The organism is Vibrio ishigakensis, assembly GCF_024347675.1.
GTDB lineage: Bacteria > Pseudomonadota > Gammaproteobacteria > Enterobacterales > Vibrionaceae > Vibrio > Vibrio ishigakensis.
Genome location: NZ_AP024882.1, coordinates 1667827 through 1684437, shown reverse-complemented (window position 1 = coordinate 1684437; position 16611 = coordinate 1667827). Strand labels below are relative to the sequence as shown.

The window sequence follows — 16611 nt, the reverse complement described above, 5'->3', positions numbered from 1 at the left end:
TATACTTCTTTGGTTATTCAGCCAAAGGAGAATAGACATGGCGATTGTAGCCCCGAACACTAACCACACTTATCCTAGAAGCTTTAGCCATATCGGTATCTCAGTGCCTGACCTAGAGGCTGCGGTGAAGTTCTATACCGAAGTACTGGGTTGGTACCTGATTATGGAGCCGACCAAGATCGTGGAGGACGATTCTGCGATTGGTGAGATGTGTACCGATGTATTCGGTGCTGGCTGGGAGAGTTTTCGTATTGCTCACCTATCAACAGGCGACCGCATTGGTGTCGAGCTGTTTCAGTTTAAGAGTCAAGAGAATCCAGAAGATAACTTCGAGTATTGGAAAACCGGTGTATTCCATTTCTGCGTGCAAGACCCTGATGTTGAGGGTCTGGCCGAGAAGATTGTTGCGGCTGGTGGTAAGAAGCGCATGAAGGCACCTCGTTACTACTATCCGGGTGAAAAGCCGTATCGCATGATCTATATGGAAGACCCGTTTGGTAACATTCTTGAGATCTACAGCCATAGCTATGAGTTACATTATTCTAGTGGCGCCTATAACTAGGGTCTGTTGACCTTTTGCAGTTGAATTTTGCTCGAGTCAGAAACGATTTAATCGCGGCGAGAACCTTGTAGCCTAGTCATCTAAGCAAAAGGGGCTCAACAAAGAGTAAATCGTTTCTGGCCGAGCCCTTCGGGTAGCGTTTGTTGGGCATTTCTACTGCGTTAGACACTTTTCATGTAGAACCACTACACCTAAAAGTGCCTGCCTTGTATAAACGCCCAACAATTCGCTACAAAAACGAACTCAAAAGGTCAACAGACCCTAATAAACGATAACCTGATTCTAAAGCCGTGGAGTCTTGGGCTTCACGGCTATTTTTTAGCTCTACAACGGAGATAATAATGAAAACAATGCCTTATTTAGGTGCTGGCACCTTCCGCCTTAAAGAACAAGCTGCTTACGACTCAGTAATGATGGCGCTTAAGGCTGGTTACCGTCATATCGATACAGCTCAAATCTACGGTAACGAAGCGGAAGTGGGCAATGCGATGGTGGACTCAAATGTGCCTCGCAAAGAGATTTTTCTAACCACTAAGGTGTGGATGGATAAATTTTCTAAAGAGACTTTTCTGCCTAGCGTTCATGAAAGCTTAGAAAAGCTGAAAACAGACTATGTCGACCTGCTGCTTATCCATTGGCCTCTAAAGAATGAAGAGGTTTCAATGCAGGAATACCTTACTGAGCTTAAGGCTGCGAAAGACCAGGGCTTAGTGAAGCAGATTGGTGTTTCTAACTTCACTAACGCTCAGCTTAAGCAAGCTATCGAGATTCTGGGTGAGGGCGTTATCTACACCAACCAAGTCGAAGTTCATCCATACTTGCAAAACCGTAAGGTTGTGGAACTGTGTAAAGCGAACGATGTAATTGTGACTGGCTACATGCCGTTTGCTTACGGTGATGTGCTTAAAGATGAAACCATCATTCGCATTGCTGATTCTCACAAAGCGACTCCTGCGCAAATCGTATTGGCTTGGATGCGTCAAAATGATTTTGTGACCATCCCATCTTCGACTAAGCAGAAGAATATTGAGAGCAATCTGAAAGCTGACTCAGTGACGCTGTCACAATCTGATTTAGAAGAGATTGCAACTCTGGATAGAAACCACAGATTGGCGAATCCTGATTTCGCTCCTGAGTGGGACTAAATCTGAGGCAAATAAAAAGGTCTAGCAATGCTAGACCTTTTTTGTATTTGAAGCTCAATAGATTAGCTTTCCGGATGCACCTTATAGAAGGTCGCAAACAGAAGTGGCACTACTACCAAGGTGAGTACAGTTGCAAATCCTAGACCTGCCATTATGGTCACCGCCATTGACCCAAAGAACGGGTCGGCTACCAGAGGTATCAAACCAAGAATGGTCGTCAGAGCTGCCATACTTACCGGCTTAACACGGCTCATAGCACTGTCGATCACCGCCGTATACGGGGCCTTACCGCTATCTAGGTCCATGTTGATCTGATCCATCAGTACGATGCCATTTTTCAAGATCATACCGCTAAGGCTCAATAGACCAAGCAGGGCGGTAAAGCTAAACGGTAGACCCGTTGCTAACAGACCGAAGCTCACGCCAATGATAGACAAAGGCACGGTAAACCAGATAACCAGAGGTTTTCTGAACGAGTTAAATAAAAATACCGTGATGATAAACATGAGTAGGTAACCCAACGGCATAGCCGCGCCCAGCGCCTCCTGCGCATCGTTCTCAGATTCATACTCTCCGCCCCAGTCTAAATGGTAGCCTTCGGGTAGTTGATAGGCTTCAACAAGAGGGCGGACACGGCTAAACAGAACAGCAGGAGTCTCATCACTAAGAATATCGTGGTCAGCAAGCACGGAGATTTCACGTTTACGGTCACGACGCATAATGATGGATTCTTCCCAGTCTAGGGTAAGGTTATCAACCACCTGCTCAATTGGAACATAGCTTTGCAGTACTGGGCTCCAGATCTGCATCAGCTTCAAGGTTTGAATGTCTTCGCGTTCAATCTCAGGTAGGCGCGCAATGATAGGCAACTGTTTAGTACCGTCACGAAGCATCCCCATAGCTGAACCGCCAAATGTCATATCAAGGGTTGCAGAGAGATCTTGTTTAGAGATGCCTAAGCGACGCGCCTTAGATTCGTTAAACGCAGGCACCAGTACCTTGTTTTGCTCACGCCAGTTGTTACGAACATTACGAGCGCCAGGGTCGCTAGCAATGATAGCTTCGATATCCGTAGCGATACTGCGCAGCACTTGAGTGTCAGGGCCTACAACACGCGCTTCAATCTTAGAAGCCGGAGATGGACCAAACTCTACTACCTGCATACGGAAGTCACCGCTCGGGAATTGTGTTGGCAGGTTCTTATCAAGGTCTGCGATTACATCAAACATGATATCCAAGCTGTTGGTGCGAACCAAAAGCTGCGCGTACGAGGTGTAGGACTTCTCAGGTTGATAGGTTAGGGAGTAGCGTTGCCAACCTTGACCTATGGTGGTCGCTACATACTCCACATCCTCTTTTGCTCGAACGTATTGCTCTATCTCTTTGGTGATGTCAGTGGTTTCACGAATATCGGTGCCTTCAGGAAGCCACACGTTCACATAAAAAATAGGTGTATTTGAAACAGGGAAGAACTGCTGTTTTACCGAACCAAAACCCAGTACGGTGGTAACTAAAAGCACCATTAGCGTGGCAATAGCTAGCTTTCTAAAGCGTAGCGCGAATACCAAGGTGTTCTTAAACAGAGTGAAGATAAAGCCCTTGTATAGATCATCTTCATTTACCTGTGAGGTCTCGTCCTTCAGGAACTTCTCGGCCAAGAAAGGGGTGATGGTCAGCGCGGTTACCCAGCTTAGGAACAGCGAGAAACACAGAACCCAGAATAGAGAGCCCATGAACTCACCGGTCGCATCTTGAGATAGACCGATAGGCGCAAATGCTGTGATAGCAATGACAGTTGCGCCAAGCAGTGGCCACTGAGTTTGTTTGACGATGGCGATAGCAGCGTCAGCCTTAGACAAGCCCTTCTTAATACCGACCAATATGCCTTCGACAACCACGATTGCGTTATCTACCAACATACCCAGCGCAATGATCAGAGCCCCAAGGGAGATGCGGTGTAGCTCAATCTTGTTGTAATCCATCAAGATGAAGGTGCCGAACACGGTAAGTAGCAGAACCAAGCCTATAATAAGACCGCTTCGCAGCCCCATAGCAAACAGCAACACGATAATTACGATGCCTACCGCTTGAGCGAGGCTTACGATAAAGCCGTCAACCGAGTTGGCAACTTCATGGGATTGGTCGTAGAACACATCTACGTTCATACCCACAGGCATCTCGCTATCCAGTTCTACCAGCCTGTTATGAATAGCTTTACCTATCTCTACCACGTTTACGCCAGATGCAAACGAGATACCGATGTTTAGAGCGGGTTCGCCGTTGAACAGAACCAAGTTTTGCGGTTCTTCCACAATGCCTTGCTTGATATCAGCAATGTCTTTTAGGCGGATAAGCTTGCCGGTATCGCGACCATGGATGATCAGGTTTTCAAGCTCTTCCAGAGAAGACATGTTGCCGGTAGGGCGAAGGCGCAGGCTTTCTCCCGAGACCATGACTTTACCTGCATCTTGAACAGCATTTTGCTGATTGATAAGGCCAACAACCGTGTTTGAATCAAGGTTTAAAGCGGTTAGGCGGTCGGTAGACATCTCAACAAAGATTTGTTCTTGCTGATCGCCAGTGATCATCACCTTACCTACGCCATCGACAAGCTCTAGCTCGCGCGACAGGAAGTCTGCAAAGCGCTTAAGCTCAGGGTAGGTGTAGGCCTTGCCGGTAAGCACTAGTGACATACCATAAACGTCACCAAAGTCATCCATTATGGAAATACCTTGTACACCCTGAGGTAGGCTAGGCTGAAGATCATTGATCTTACGGCGCATTTCATCCCAAATTTGGGGCAGTTCATCGGGACCATATTGCATGCCCATGCTCACCATAATTTGGGTTTTACCCGCTGAGGTCGTCGAGGTGATGTTATCCACATATGGAAGCTGACGAATCGCTTTTTCTAGCGGGTAGGTGAGCTCTTCTTCAACCTCAAGCGTGGTCGCGCCAGGATAGGTAGCGATGACCATGGCATCTTTAATGGTAAAGGCCGGATCTTCAAGGCGACCAAGGTTACCAAAGGCACTGATACCGCCAATGGCCAAGATGACAATAAACATCCAACTGATGACGCGGTTTTTGATTGAGTAGTCTGCGATATTCATTTACTTCGTTGCCTCACCCGCGATCTTGAACTCACGGTTTTGAGTCAGTTTTGATAGTTGATTGGTTATCAAAAGGTCACCTTGCTCTAGACCTTGGCTGATAACCGCGCCCTGTTTGGTGATGGAATACACCTCAACGCTTTGCTTGGTCGGCTTGTTGTCTTGATATAGCCAAACATCAAATGCGCCTTGCTCTTTAGCTGGCACTAAAATATTGGCTGGGATCAGATAGGCGGGCTCGTTCTTCTGATTTTCGAGAGGAATCGTCACATGCGCCGATGTACCGGGCAGAACCTTTCTATCCAATTCTTGAATCTCGAAGCGCATCAGGTAGTTGCTGCGATTTACCGTCGGCTCCTCGGACCAAAGCATAAGCTTGCCTGATACCGGCTCTGCAAAGGCTTCAAACTGCACGCTGACTTCTTTACCCACTTGCGGGTTAAGGCTAAGCAGCACTTCTTCAGTCACGTTAAGATCCACGTGGATTCTGTCGGTGCGATACAGGGTCAGCACTGGCTCTGCGGTGGTAACGTTTTGTGCCTGCTCTTTCTCAACAGTGGCCACTAGCGCATCAAAGGGGGCGATAAGCTGTGTTTGATCCAAGCGGCGCTGTAGCGATTTATATTGAATGCTCGCTAGCTTGAAGTTGCTATTGATGCCATCGAATTCAGCGGCTGAGATCATCTTCTGCTTTTGCAGGCGTTTGGCGCGGTCTAACTGTTTATTAGCAAGATCGAGCTCAATCTTCGCTTCTTTAAGCTGCTGCTTGATGCGGGTGTTGTCGAGGCTGGCAAGCACGTCACCTTTAGAGACGCGATCACCCGATTTGATGGACAAACTGGTAATCTCGCCATCGGCTAGAAACGAGATAGGAGTAAGCTCAGCAGGGATAGTTACACCGATGAAATCGCGGCTTCCTAACTCAACCACCTGGTCAACTTGAAAGGTCTTAAGAACTAAAGGCGGCGCTTGATGCTGCTGCGTTTGACCAAAACAGCCACTTAGCAAGCTTGCGATGGCAGTTATCGTGATGATTCTTTTCATTAGATGCCTCGCTCTCTCACCCATGGGCGAACGATTTGGTTATCGACCAATTGGTTTACGCCGCTTTCAACGATCCACTCACCGTTATGGACGCCACTTATCGAGCCAGAAACCATGTTTACCGAAACATGACGACGGCTTACTCGAGAAGAATCTGGATCGAATACCCAAACCTGACCTGAGCGTGTGTTTTGCTCTAATCGAGAATCTAACCAAGCGGACTCTTGAATAGGTTCTTCTGTCTGGATGGCATCATCTAGGAATACCTGTAGCTGACCACTGTTACCTGGCATTAGAGGCTTAGCCGAGCTAAACGCCACTGTAACCAGATAGCTGTTGGTGTCTGCATCTGGCTGGCTGGAAACCTCAGCCATGTGAGCAGGGAATGGGGTGTCTAGGGTATCGCTGATAAACACCAGTCTTGGATCTCGTCCCATGAGACGGTGTGCAATGTTCACTGGAACCGAAACCGAAACGTTGTAGGTACCGTTGTCGATTACGTTCACGATTGGCTGTTGCGGGCCTACAACCTGATGTGTATTCACATGACGCAGTGACACCACCCCAGAAAACGGCGCGTAGATCTTGGTATAAGAAAGGTCTGTTCGAGCCTGCTCAAGTGCTGCTTCACTGGTTTTATATTGGGTGAAAGCTTGGTCAAAGCTGTCTTTACTGATGAGCTTTTGGCTTTGAAGACGCTTAGCCCTTTGATACTCAGCTTTGGTTAGATCAAATTGAGTTTTAGCAGCTTGAACTGCCAGCTCAAAATCGATGCTGTCTAGCTGCGCCAGCAGTTGGCCTTGTTTAACTTTCTGACCCATTTCAACCGAAATAGATTCAAGCTCGCCACCTACTCGAAAAGAGATAGGTGAGTTCTGCACAGGCACAACCTCACCCAAGAATTGGTAAATAGGGGCATGATTTTGCAACTCAAGTTGCGTCACTTTTACTGGTTTAGAGAACTCTTCCGCTACCTCATCGGAATGTGAGACATCACACCCAACAAGTAGCAAGCTGATAAACGCAGTAAAGATCAAAGTTAGTAGTTTCACTATTGGAATCTCATATTGCACACGTGTGCAGTATAATTTCTGATCCCATTCAAGATCAATATATTTTACACTTGTGCAGTAAAATATTTTTCGCGTTTAATGTTACTATTCAGGAAGTACAAACTTGGAGAATCCGATGGCGCAAAGAAAACAAGGGCGAAGAACCGCAGAAGAGGCAGAAAGAACTAAGCTGGAGATACTGGCGAGTGCTGCGTTTCTATTCTGTGAGAAAGGCTATAACCAAGTCTCGATCCGAGACATCAGTGAACAAGCCGGAGTCACCCATAGCCTGATTCGTCACTACTTTGGCGCTAAGGTTCAGATCTGGCGAGCCATCATCGATGAAATTCACGAGTTTGTAGATGCCTACTGCGCAAAGCTAGAAGATCATATTGATACTGAACTTCCTGACAACGAGCGACTCTATCGCTACTTATGCCACTTCATGGCGTACATGCTGAAAAAACCTCAGCTGTGTCAGATCATGCTCGACTATATCCATCACCCAGAAAATGAAGCCCAAGAGGGTGAAGAGTTCAGTCCTCATATTCAAGAGTTGGTGACTAAAGCCTATTCTGATATGCCGCGAATAGTGACTGCGCTTGCGGTTAATCCGGGTCAGATCATGTGGCGATTTTTGATTCATTCTGGTGGTGCGGTTGCGTTTAAACCCTTCATGAGTTCCGCTTGGCCGGGAATGTCTCACGATGAGGGACTTCTAGAGCATTGGAAGATCTATGAGCGAGATCTGGTTTTGGAATTAAATATTGCCGAGGAAAATCGCTTAACCTATTCATCTCTTGAAGACCTAGTATTAAAAATTTCTGTTTTGGATGAGGAAACTGAGAAGTTCTACGAAGAAAAATTTAATAAGTGCATATAAGTAAAGGGCTTTATTAACAGCAAGTTATATTAGATATAAAAATAATGCCCCCAAATTCTCAAGGGAATTTCGGTAATTCTTAAAAGAATATTTCACTGTGTAAAATTCATTACGATTTTAACAACTACAGTGAAACAATTATGTCTGCAAATGCTTTGCCTTCAGCACCTGAAGGGAAGGGACGTACATTCGCAAGGAGCATTTTAAATTTTGTACTTTATATCGTGAAAATGGTGTCCATTTTTGCGGTAGTCGCTGGCTCTTCAGTGGCGCTTTCGCATCTAGGCGAGATTCACGGAAAGGATCTACCTGCGGAATATTTCTCAAACGGCTATCCAACCATCTTGAAGCTTCTAGATTCTGAAATCTTTATGGGCTTTATCTTCTTTGTCACCCTAGCCGTGGTTGTCTACGTTCTTTATCTCTTTTGGCAACTCCATGAAATCGCAGTCCATAAAGCTGCAAAAATGTCGAGCGCACACACTCAGATCGTTTTTGCTCTCTCTCTATGCGGCCTGTTTATCAGCAAAACCTGGTGGGTTCTTGCCATCATCATCGCCTTTGCACGCTGGGATGTGATTGGAGACTCTATCTCCAAGGTTATCCGTAACGGTGTGTCCAAACCAAAAGCTATCGAGAATAAGGAGTAACCCATGAAAGAGATTATGCTGCCTTATATCTTGGTCTGCTGGTTGTTGGTTAAGACTGGCATTGTTAAGTGGAACCTGCGTAGCGGCACACTAATGGTGAGCATTGGTATGTTCATCGCGACAATGCTGTTTATCTCGCACCGTTTCTGGTCTCCAGCGGATTTGACTGACAGTACAACGGTTAAAGCGCCCCACGCAGTGCTAAGTCCACTCATCGGCCAAGAGGTTGATCAGGTATTCGTTACCCACAACCAAATGGTTAAGAAGGGCGATGTTATTTATACGCTGCGCACTGAAGATTCGGTGTCTCAGGTAGAAAGCTTGAATGCTCAGAAAGCGGCTTATGAAGCTGAGATCCTATCTCTTAAGACCCAGCAGACCAACGACAAGCGTACACTTAATCGTTTGATCAAACTGGATGACTTTGCTCAAGAGTCTGAAAAGGATGATGCACGAACTCGCATCGAATCAGCGGATGCAAAAATGGCCTCTGCACATGCTCAAATCAAGAGTATTGAAGCGCAACTTGCGACTGCAGAGTGGGAAAACTCTCGTCGCGAGGTTAGAGCACCATTTGATGGGCAGCTTTCTATCACCAACATCTCTGAGGGTACTCGTCTAGGTAACATGCATCTGTACGATATCAACAAGAAGTTTGTAGAGATGCGTATTCCAGACCAAACCTATCGAGGCATCAAAATCGGTCAGTTTGCTGAATTCTATGTTGATGCGTATCCAGGCGAAATCTTCCGTGGTCGTGTTCACAGTGTGACCACAGGTACGGGTGAAGCTCAGGTATCGGTACGTCAGGGTTCTCAACATGTGAGACAGCACGTTGGCAACAATACCAACTCGCACGGTCGTACTATCGTTATCGAGTTTGAAGAGCCAGAAGGTTATAACATCCCAATCGGTGCTACCGGTTCAGGCTGGGTATCGGCTGATAAGCCTCATCCACTGCTTGGCTTTATGGACATCATAGGTGCTGCGACCGTTAGACTTAAAGCTTACAAGACCTACCTATCTGCACTGTAATGCAGGCAAAGAAAAAGCCCTCGAATGAGGGCTTTTTTAGACATTATTTTATTGATGTTGCAATGGACTCTATGATGCCAAGCAACCATTGATACTTTGGTGATTTACGTTTAGCTGCCTTCATCACCACAGCAAGGTCAATATCCAGATCTGGATGGTCGGCGTCTTCGCTGTATGGTACGAAATCCATGGTATAGCCAATGTCTTTCAGCTGATTGAGCAGGGCTTGATTGTCCACCATGATATCGACTTCAGCATCCGGCCTAACCTCTTGAAAGCGGTTCAAATGCTCATTCACTCCCGTTGACATGAACTTGATATAGCAGCCATCAAGGTTGCCATTGAACTGACCAGATCCTCGGAAGAGTCGGTGTTGCCACAGCGTTTGCGGCTTGTCGCTGAGAACGTGAATACCGAGGTCAACCTCTTCATCGATAATCATCCCTTCAGAAAGATGATTCCAGGTGCGCACTTCAATAAGGGCATCGGTTTGCTCTCTTATCTTAAGGATTATCTCTTTGCCATGCATGGTAAGCACTGGCTCAAGAATGTGAATGCAGACTCTATCGATATTCTTGGGGTCAAAATCCTCTGGCTCTAACGCATGGTTTACTTGTTCGAGCGCTGTTTGCAGCTTGGGATAGATGCTTACCGCATAAGAGGTAGGGGAGAGACCTTCGGCACTACGGACAAACAAAGGGTCATCCAGATCTTCTCGAAGCTGAGCCAGAACCTTAGAAACGTAAGACTGAGAGCGCCCCAGTTTTTTAGCCGCTCTTTGAGTGGAGTGGGTTTGCATCAATGCGATAAAAACGTGGAGATTATTGAGAAGTTGCATTCAGCCTTTCACCTCGAGATTTAATGAATTTCGTCCGTGATAAATGATATTCCGTTTAGTTAGAAAGGGCGCCATGAACCCAAGAATATCCTTTATAACCATAAGTTTAAATGGCCGTGTCTACAATAGCGCGCGCCCTAATTAGTAGAAGAAATAGCGAAAAACATGCATCAGGTTACTCATAAATTCAAACCGAACAAGCTTGTAAAAGCATTCGGTATTCTTGCGACTTCATTGGCGGCAACCAGCGCCAGTGCAAGTGGTATCTTCCTCCAAGAAGCAGTCACTGCAAATGCAGGTGTTGCAGGCGCTGGTGATGGTGTATACACCGAATCGGCCGCTGCTATGTGGACCAACCCTGCAACCATGTCTTATATGGGTGAGTCACTCACCACCATCAATGTGATGGGCTTTGATCTTAAGATGAAGTATAAGAACGACGGTATTCGTAATGATGGAGAAGCACAATCTTATCTTCCTTCTGTCTCCATCTTCCACGCTCACCAAATATCAGAAAACATGCATCTTGGCTTAGCGCTGGGCGCTGCTGGTGGCTCGAGCCTCTCTTATGGTGACGAATGGGCTGGAGCGCCGTGGCTTGATTCAATCACCTTGAATGTGATCGTTTTGAATCCATCTCTGTCTTACAAACTGAATGACCAGTGGTCTGTAGGTGGCGGGGTTCAATTCAGCTGGGCGGCTTTCGAGCAATCGAGCAGTTTATTCGCAACTGATCAGGACAGTGATTGGGCTTATGGTTACAACCTAGGTGTAATGTATCGTCCAACTGACAAGCTAGATTTTGGTTTGAGCTACCGCTCTAAATCTGAGCATAGTTTTGATGCGGATCTGCAGCGGGTTAACCGCTCTGTTGGTACCGATGTGATCGTACCCGAAATCGTCGACATGAGTATGCGTTATGGCTTCAACGAAGACTTGAACCTCCTTGCTAGCGTTCAATTCCACCGTTGGAGTCAGTGGGATGAAACCGTACTTAACCTAAGTGGTACGGACCGCAATGGCGTGAGTATTCAGCGCGATTGGGATGATGTATGGAAGCTTGCACTGGGTGCTGATTATCGCCTAAACAGCGACTGGCGACTAAAAGCCGGTTTCTCTTACGAGACTTCTCCACAAGACGACCCTACTAAGCAATGGGTAGATCTGCCAGTTGGCGAGCAGTACCGCTATTCTGTAGGCGCATCAACAAACTGGGATGATGTTGTGATCGACTTCTTCTATGAGTATGCAGACCTTGGCGAAGTGGAATCTGAGAAACGTGCATTGAACGGTAATCTTGTTGGCGTTAACGGCACATTTGAAGGTCGCATCCACTTTGTGGGCGTGAACTTTAATTTCTAATCGTTAGGTTGAACGACAAGGGTTGGCAACGCGCCAACCCTTTTTCATAACTGCTCTTCAATGGGCAGAATACCGGCCATCCAAGCTCCCATTCTTAGCCAAATGCTTGCATCAGGCTCACTTTCAAATACCTCTTGGGTCATGTTGTCTACCCAGACCAAATCACCATCTCGGATCTTGAGTTGATAGGCGTATGTGTCTAGCTCATTAAAAAGTTCAATTTCGTTTTCCAACACAAAATCCGCTTGGTCTATGATCACGGCCATCTCAGTGTTGTGCAGTGCCGAACGAGGGTCCCAGTTCATCGAGCCGACAAATAGATAGCGGTCATCGAAGAACATCACCTTGGCATGTAAACTGGAACGGCCGCTGCCTGTCATTGACCATTTGCTTTTAAACTTAGCGGTGGATTTTATCTCCCAAAGATCAACGCCACCTTCTATCAAATCCTCTCGATACTTTGCATACCAACCGTGAACCGCAAACACGTCATTGGAAGCCAAGGAGTTGGTGATAATTGTCACTTGCTTGCCCGATTGCACCGCTTCAACCAAGTGTTGTGTACCTAACTCTGTAGGAACGAAGTAGGGTGAGATGATAACGATGTTGTCCTCGACATCTTCGAGTATTAGCATGAGGTCATCAATAAGCTGACTATTTTGGGTTCCGACTTTGTCGGGCAGATCATACAGAAGTTTTCCTTCTCCCCAATAGAGAGGCAACTCGTTGTTAACCAGCTTGCGGTGCAGATCCAGTTTGGTGATGTCATAGGCACCTGTGGTGAACTGCTCTTCTAGACGCTCAGTGAGTACGGTCTGCTTTACATCTTCAGCGGTTATTACCTCATCGGTTTCAAAAATCCACTCAACCGGAATAGCAAAGTCACTGTTCCAGTATTGGTCGAACTGATCAGCAACCTGTTCAACGGTGTTCCCATATAGCAATAAATCGAAATCACCGAACTCAACTGAAGTGTCGTAGGAGAAATACTCGTTGCCGATATTACGCCCGCCCACGATAGAGGAGACGTTGTCGGCGGTAATGGATTTGTTGTGCATACGACTGTTGAGCCGTCCAAACTCCTTCAGAAAACCGAGGTTTCTCGCGGTCCTGTAGTTGTTTGGATTAAACAGCCTGATATGGATGTTGGGGTGTGAATTGAGAAGTGCCAGTCCTTGGTCATTTCGTTTTTGCATATCGTCAAGCAAGATACGAACCCTGACTCCACGCTCAGCGGCCTCAAATAAGCGCCACGTCATCAACTTACTGGTTTCGTCGTTGCGATAGATGTAATACTGAAGATCGAGGCTGTGCTCGGCTGCTTCAATTAATGAGATGCGAGCGAGTAGGGCATCATGGCCTTTATCTAGTGGATAAAAGCCAGTCTCGATAGAGGTATCGTACTGATTCTGCTCAAAATACCTAGCGAGATTTGAATCAGCTTGAAATGAAAGATGCTCCGAATACTCCTTCTCTGGTGGTTCGGGTGCAGAGGCGCACCCGACGATAATTAAGCTGACGCAAAGTGCGAAAAAAGCTTTAAACCAGCGTTTGAAAGACTTCGTCATCTAAATAGCATCCCTTCTATTTTTCTTCTTTAGTGAGTAAAGATCACTGACTCGCTTGGCACTCTATGTCTGACACCATAGATACCTTCTTCGGTGCGCTTACCCACACTAACAATCATAGTGATTTCGTCATTTTTGTTCAGGCCTAAAAGCTTCTTTGCTCGAACTGAATCAAAGCCTTCCATTGGGCAGGTGTCGTAACCTTGATCGCGAATAGCTAGCATAAAAGTCATAGCTGCCAGAGAGGTGCTTTTATGAAGGCAAACTCGAAGGTCTTCTTTCATCACTTCACGATAGGTTGGCTTCTTCATGCCCATGAAGGTCATCATTGCTTTTCGAGCTAGCCCTTTAATGCCAAGACCATCATTACTGTACACAAATGGAATGAGCTTTTCGTAGTACTTGGTCGCACGCTTGGCAATTGAGTCCATAGGGCGACCCTCAAAATTCTTGCGAACTTGCGCTGCATTCATCTGAGCGCGCTCTTGCCACTTATCTGGAGTGGTAACGAATACCACCAACTCGTTTGCCGTTTTGGCCGCATTTTGCCCCATACAAATCTCAGAAAGCTCTGCTCGGATCTCGGGAGTAACCACACGATGGAATTCCCAAAGCTGCATGTTACTGCTGTTAGGACTGAGCAGAGTGAGCTCCAAAGCCTTATCAACAGCCGTGGAATCAAAGTCATGTTCTTGGTCGTATTTGCGTACAGAGCGGCGGGTGTTTACCAGTTCGGTAAGGGAGTGGTGCTGAGTCATTTTCTTTACTTTATAAAAACTTACTAATCAAAACAGTGTACCAAGCCAGAGCGGATAAGGGTATGCGGGAAGGGCATATCAGGTATCTAAGAGATTCATTATCCAAAATAGCCAAATTGATTAAATTAGCGCGCTCTTAAGATCACACTTTTTCTGAAAGTGGCGCGTAATGGTAATTTTTTCTGTAACAGCCTGTGTATGATGTGCATCACAAAAATTATATGAAACGTGATCTGTGTTCGGTTTGTGTCAGGGGTAATGATGATTAGTTTTGCAAAAAATATGGTTGTGATAGCACTGCTGGTGATGTGCGGTGTTGCGGAAGCGAACGTGCACCAGTGGGATCAGACTACTTATCAAACCTACACGGACAAAACACACGTTAAATTTAAGGTAATCAATAAGTTTCCTCAGACGGCAGCTTACTACGTCAGAATCGATGAGAAGCGATTCCCTCAAAAACTTATTCTAGAAAGAAACGAGAGCAAAGAGCTGGATATTACCGTTGATACACCGGCTGGAAGGACCTCAACGAAACTGGTCTGCACACTAGCTATCGTAGATGGACCTAACGATTACGAAGTGTGTACTCGTTTGAAGTTTAAACGTTATTAATTATGAAAAAGCTTACTTTATTGTTAGGGCTACTATCTCCGTTCGCCTTTGCAAACCCAATTCCAAGTATCTCTAACCCGTCTGGTACAGACCGAGTCAGAACGTCTGCGGGCGCTTCATGTGAGCAAGCGGTGTCGACGGGTAAAACATTCCAGGTTGGCACTTATGGTGCAACTGGAAATGAAGACAGTGACAACTATTACAACAATTATTATTACCAGAACCAAGATGAAGCAGGTATTTATGCTGCGTTAACTATTCAATTTGGTGGTGAAGACAGAGTTGATTGCACAAAGCTCTATGAATTTGAGCTTCGTCAACGTTCAAGAGAAGAAGAAATAGCTCAGGCAGAGCATGAACTGAAACTCTTACAAATAGAAGCGGAGAAATACCGCCTATTAAAAATGAAACAAGCGAGTACTACTTTCTCAGAATAATAATGGGAAATTCGCTTTATTTTAAATTGCTTAATATTTTGAGCTAAAAGGAAACGAAAATGAAAAAACAACTGCTAGCTGTTGCAGTAGCATCTCTAGTGTCTGTACCGGTACTAGCTGATGGTGATTTGACTGGCTCGGGAGTACTTATCTGGACAGGCTCTATCGATTCTGCCTGCGGTTGGTCTAGTAATGAGGCTAATCCTGGTGACCTTGGTTTTGGTGATTGGGGCTCAAAGCCTGCTTCTGTTATGTTTATCAATAATAGTGATGAAGATGAGTCTTCTATGTCTTATGAGATTACTCACTTGAGTGAGGGTCTTGTAGAAGAGGATGTGAGAATTAGGCTAGGGTCGTCAGGTGCATCCACTCAAGAAAATGAAGACTTTGAGGATGTGCAGCCAGGTCTTCTTCAATTCTATGCCAAAATGACTGGCTCTCAGTACGATTACCCTGTTAATCCAAATCATCGAGTTGAAGCAACGTTCACGATTGTATGTGATGACGATTAATAATATCTAAGCATAGATTATATTTATAATTAAAGATTAGAGCTTGATTTAGCATGAAAAAAACTTATTTTTTATTAACTGCATGTTTATTATCAAATCATTCCTTCGCAGAAGGAATGGTAAAAGAACAAGCAGCACAATTAGAAGAGTTTTGTCACCAAGGCGCAGAATATCATGAGCGTCGTGTGTTTGATGCTATTTCAAGCTCTGAATATATAGCATGGGACGAAATTAGTTTGGTCGATACATCGAGCAGACTAAACTATACCGAGACTATTCTTGATGAAGAACACGATAAAATAATTACCTGTGACATGGTAATAAACTATATCTACGATGATAAAGAAATAGCTCTAAATACCTCTTTTCAAGTATTGATGAAAGAAAAGCAGACCGTCTCTAACACTCAGATCACTGATGAAGCAGTAACTGATTTTATTGTTCGTGTGATGGTCAACTAATGTCTCGCCTGATCTTTATTTTTATCAATATCCTGTTGTTGCAAGATGCTAATGCGGATGCTCAGATTCAGCCGGTGCCACCAAGGCCACGTCCAACGGTTGGAATGTGTCATTTAGAGGTTTTATCAAGCAATGGCATGATCTCTTTTGGCAACAATTATCAAGAAACGGCTAATACGTTTCGGCTTCATGTAGACGATAGAAAGCGTCGTATAAAGTTGAAACTTGAAGATATAGAAGTAAACGAAGTAGCAGTGCGCCGAGGCTTGCAGGCCATTCATTTTCAAGTTGATGCGCCTGATAGGTATGAAGGTAGCGCTAACTATTGGCGACGTGGCATTGAGTTATCTATCGATGAACTTTCGAGAGATAAAGAAATCGAGATTCAGACTCGGATCGCAGTACCGAAGATGAAATTGAAAGCTGGAGACTATGAAGTTCGTACTCGCTGGCAAATCGAATGTTACTAGCTAATCTAAGTTAATGGCCCACGCTGACGTTGGACATTTCTTTGTAACTAAAAAGTTAATTTCTGGCTAGGCACGCTTTCATCTCTACTGAGTCAAATACCGCTCA

17 protein-coding genes are annotated in these 16611 nt (G+C 45.5%); 11 read left to right on the top strand and 6 right to left on the bottom strand.

From position 1 onward, the window contains the following. Positions 1–37 precede the first annotated feature (37 nt). Together Pcarn_RS21575 and dkgB are read left to right on the top strand one after the other, a co-directional pair. Positions 38–562 (top strand): lactoylglutathione lyase family protein, encoded by a 525-nt coding sequence (locus Pcarn_RS21575; protein WP_261836387.1) that lies wholly within the window; start codon positions 38–40, stop codon positions 560–562. A gap of 341 nt (positions 563–903) precedes the next feature. After that, a complete protein-coding gene (gene dkgB, locus Pcarn_RS21570) occupies positions 904–1707 on the top strand; it encodes a 2,5-didehydrogluconate reductase DkgB (RefSeq protein ID WP_261836386.1) in 804 nt (267 codons plus the stop codon). A gap of 62 nt (positions 1708–1769) precedes the next feature. On the opposite strand, the gene Pcarn_RS21565 is transcribed toward dkgB, so the two are convergent. From Pcarn_RS21565 to Pcarn_RS21555, 3 genes are read right to left on the bottom strand one after another with little or no spacing between them, the layout of a single operon-like run. Next, positions 1770–4820: an efflux RND transporter permease subunit gene (locus Pcarn_RS21565; protein ID WP_261836385.1), complete on the bottom strand. Its 3051-nt coding sequence runs from the start codon at positions 4818–4820 to the stop codon at positions 1770–1772. After that, positions 4821–5864 carry an efflux RND transporter periplasmic adaptor subunit gene (locus tag Pcarn_RS21560; protein WP_261836384.1) on the bottom strand — a complete coding sequence of 348 codons (1044 nt, stop codon included), beginning with the start codon at positions 5862–5864 and terminating at the stop codon, positions 4821–4823. Then, the gene (locus Pcarn_RS21555; protein WP_261836383.1) at positions 5864–6916 is read right to left on the bottom strand and encodes an efflux RND transporter periplasmic adaptor subunit; all 1053 of its coding nucleotides are present in this window, start codon (positions 6914–6916) and stop codon (positions 5864–5866) included. Before Pcarn_RS21555 ends, Pcarn_RS21560 begins: the two co-directional genes overlap by 1 nt. Positions 6917–7052: 136 nt before the next feature. Here Pcarn_RS21555 and Pcarn_RS21550 point away from each other — a divergent pair, with 136 nt between their 5' ends. The 3 genes from Pcarn_RS21550 (at position 7053) to Pcarn_RS21540 (ending at position 9484) form a co-directional block, all read left to right on the top strand. Then, positions 7053–7799 (top strand): TetR/AcrR family transcriptional regulator, encoded by a 747-nt coding sequence (locus tag Pcarn_RS21550; RefSeq protein ID WP_261836382.1) that lies wholly within the window; start codon positions 7053–7055, stop codon positions 7797–7799. 140 nt (positions 7800–7939) lie between these two features. Continuing rightward, entirely contained in the window at positions 7940–8449 is a 510-nt protein-coding gene (locus Pcarn_RS21545) for a magnesium transporter (RefSeq protein WP_261836381.1), read from the top strand. Between the two features lie 3 nt (positions 8450–8452). Continuing rightward, positions 8453–9484 (top strand): HlyD family secretion protein, encoded by a 1032-nt coding sequence (locus Pcarn_RS21540; protein WP_261836380.1) that lies wholly within the window; start codon positions 8453–8455, stop codon positions 9482–9484. 43 nt (positions 9485–9527) lie between these two features. Here the strand turns inward: Pcarn_RS21540 and Pcarn_RS21535 are convergent, their stop codons facing one another. Further along, positions 9528–10322 (bottom strand): LysR family transcriptional regulator, encoded by a 795-nt coding sequence (locus tag Pcarn_RS21535; RefSeq protein ID WP_261836379.1) that lies wholly within the window; start codon positions 10320–10322, stop codon positions 9528–9530. Positions 10323–10487: 165 nt separating this feature from the next. Here Pcarn_RS21535 and Pcarn_RS21530 point away from each other — a divergent pair, with 165 nt between their 5' ends. Beyond that, positions 10488–11684, top strand: coding sequence for an OmpP1/FadL family transporter (locus tag Pcarn_RS21530; protein ID WP_261836378.1), 1197 nt, complete (start codon positions 10488–10490; stop codon positions 11682–11684). 44 nt (positions 11685–11728) lie between these two features. Here the strand turns inward: Pcarn_RS21530 and Pcarn_RS21525 are convergent, their stop codons facing one another. Both Pcarn_RS21525 and Pcarn_RS21520 read right to left on the bottom strand, forming a co-directional pair. After that, positions 11729–13252 carry a phospholipase D family protein gene (locus Pcarn_RS21525; RefSeq protein WP_261836377.1) on the bottom strand — a complete coding sequence of 508 codons (1524 nt, stop codon included), beginning with the start codon at positions 13250–13252 and terminating at the stop codon, positions 11729–11731. A 29-nt stretch (positions 13253–13281) separates the two neighbouring features. Further along, the gene (locus tag Pcarn_RS21520) at positions 13282–14010 is read right to left on the bottom strand and encodes a nitroreductase family protein (RefSeq protein WP_261836376.1); all 729 of its coding nucleotides are present in this window, start codon (positions 14008–14010) and stop codon (positions 13282–13284) included. Between the two features lie 261 nt (positions 14011–14271). On the opposite strand from Pcarn_RS21520, the gene Pcarn_RS21515 reads away from it, so the two are divergent. The 5 genes from Pcarn_RS21515 to Pcarn_RS21495 are packed head-to-tail and all read left to right on the top strand — an operon-like array spanning position 14272 to position 16505. After that, positions 14272–14625, top strand: coding sequence for a hypothetical protein (locus Pcarn_RS21515; protein WP_261836375.1), 354 nt, complete (start codon positions 14272–14274; stop codon positions 14623–14625). A gap of 2 nt (positions 14626–14627) precedes the next feature. Continuing rightward, on the top strand, positions 14628–15062 hold the full coding sequence (locus tag Pcarn_RS21510) for a hypothetical protein (protein WP_261836374.1): 435 nt from the start codon (positions 14628–14630) through the stop codon (positions 15060–15062). Between the two features lie 59 nt (positions 15063–15121). Beyond that, complete coding sequence (locus tag Pcarn_RS21505) at positions 15122–15574, top strand: hypothetical protein (RefSeq protein ID WP_261836373.1); 453 nt, start codon at positions 15122–15124, stop codon at positions 15572–15574. A gap of 53 nt (positions 15575–15627) precedes the next feature. After that, a complete protein-coding gene (locus Pcarn_RS21500) occupies positions 15628–16035 on the top strand; it encodes a hypothetical protein (protein ID WP_261836372.1) in 408 nt (135 codons plus the stop codon). Continuing rightward, on the top strand, positions 16035–16505 hold the full coding sequence (locus Pcarn_RS21495; RefSeq protein ID WP_261836371.1) for a hypothetical protein: 471 nt from the start codon (positions 16035–16037) through the stop codon (positions 16503–16505). The genes Pcarn_RS21500 and Pcarn_RS21495 overlap by 1 nt, the downstream gene beginning before the upstream one ends. The last annotated feature ends 106 nt before the right edge of the window (positions 16506–16611 follow it).

Bases quoted from the DNA above. Each gene is read 5' to 3' on its own strand.
- Pcarn_RS21575 (WP_261836387.1), top strand. From the start codon at position 38: ATGGCGATTGTAGCCCCGAACACTAACCACACTTATCCTAGAAGCTTT.
- dkgB (WP_261836386.1), top strand. From the start codon at position 904: ATGAAAACAATGCCTTATTTAGGTGCTGGCACCTTCCGCCTTAAAGAA.
- Pcarn_RS21565 (WP_261836385.1), bottom strand. From the start codon at position 4,820: ATGAATATCGCAGACTACTCAATCAAAAACCGCGTCATCAGTTGGATG.
- Pcarn_RS21560 (WP_261836384.1), bottom strand. From the start codon at position 5,864: ATGAAAAGAATCATCACGATAACTGCCATCGCAAGCTTGCTAAGTGGC.
- Pcarn_RS21550 (WP_261836382.1), top strand. From the start codon at position 7,053: ATGGCGCAAAGAAAACAAGGGCGAAGAACCGCAGAAGAGGCAGAAAGA.
- Pcarn_RS21545 (WP_261836381.1), top strand. From the start codon at position 7,940: ATGTCTGCAAATGCTTTGCCTTCAGCACCTGAAGGGAAGGGACGTACA.
- Pcarn_RS21540 (WP_261836380.1), top strand. From the start codon at position 8,453: ATGAAAGAGATTATGCTGCCTTATATCTTGGTCTGCTGGTTGTTGGTT.
- Pcarn_RS21535 (WP_261836379.1), bottom strand. From the start codon at position 10,322: ATGCAACTTCTCAATAATCTCCACGTTTTTATCGCATTGATGCAAACC.
- Pcarn_RS21530 (WP_261836378.1), top strand. From the start codon at position 10,488: ATGCATCAGGTTACTCATAAATTCAAACCGAACAAGCTTGTAAAAGCA.
- Pcarn_RS21525 (WP_261836377.1), bottom strand. From the start codon at position 13,252: ATGACGAAGTCTTTCAAACGCTGGTTTAAAGCTTTTTTCGCACTTTGC.
- Pcarn_RS21520 (WP_261836376.1), bottom strand. From the start codon at position 14,010: ATGACTCAGCACCACTCCCTTACCGAACTGGTAAACACCCGCCGCTCT.
- Pcarn_RS21515 (WP_261836375.1), top strand. From the start codon at position 14,272: ATGATTAGTTTTGCAAAAAATATGGTTGTGATAGCACTGCTGGTGATG.
- Pcarn_RS21510 (WP_261836374.1), top strand. From the start codon at position 14,628: ATGAAAAAGCTTACTTTATTGTTAGGGCTACTATCTCCGTTCGCCTTT.
- Pcarn_RS21505 (WP_261836373.1), top strand. From the start codon at position 15,122: ATGAAAAAACAACTGCTAGCTGTTGCAGTAGCATCTCTAGTGTCTGTA.
- Pcarn_RS21500 (WP_261836372.1), top strand. From the start codon at position 15,628: ATGAAAAAAACTTATTTTTTATTAACTGCATGTTTATTATCAAATCAT.
- Pcarn_RS21495 (WP_261836371.1), top strand. From the start codon at position 16,035: ATGTCTCGCCTGATCTTTATTTTTATCAATATCCTGTTGTTGCAAGAT.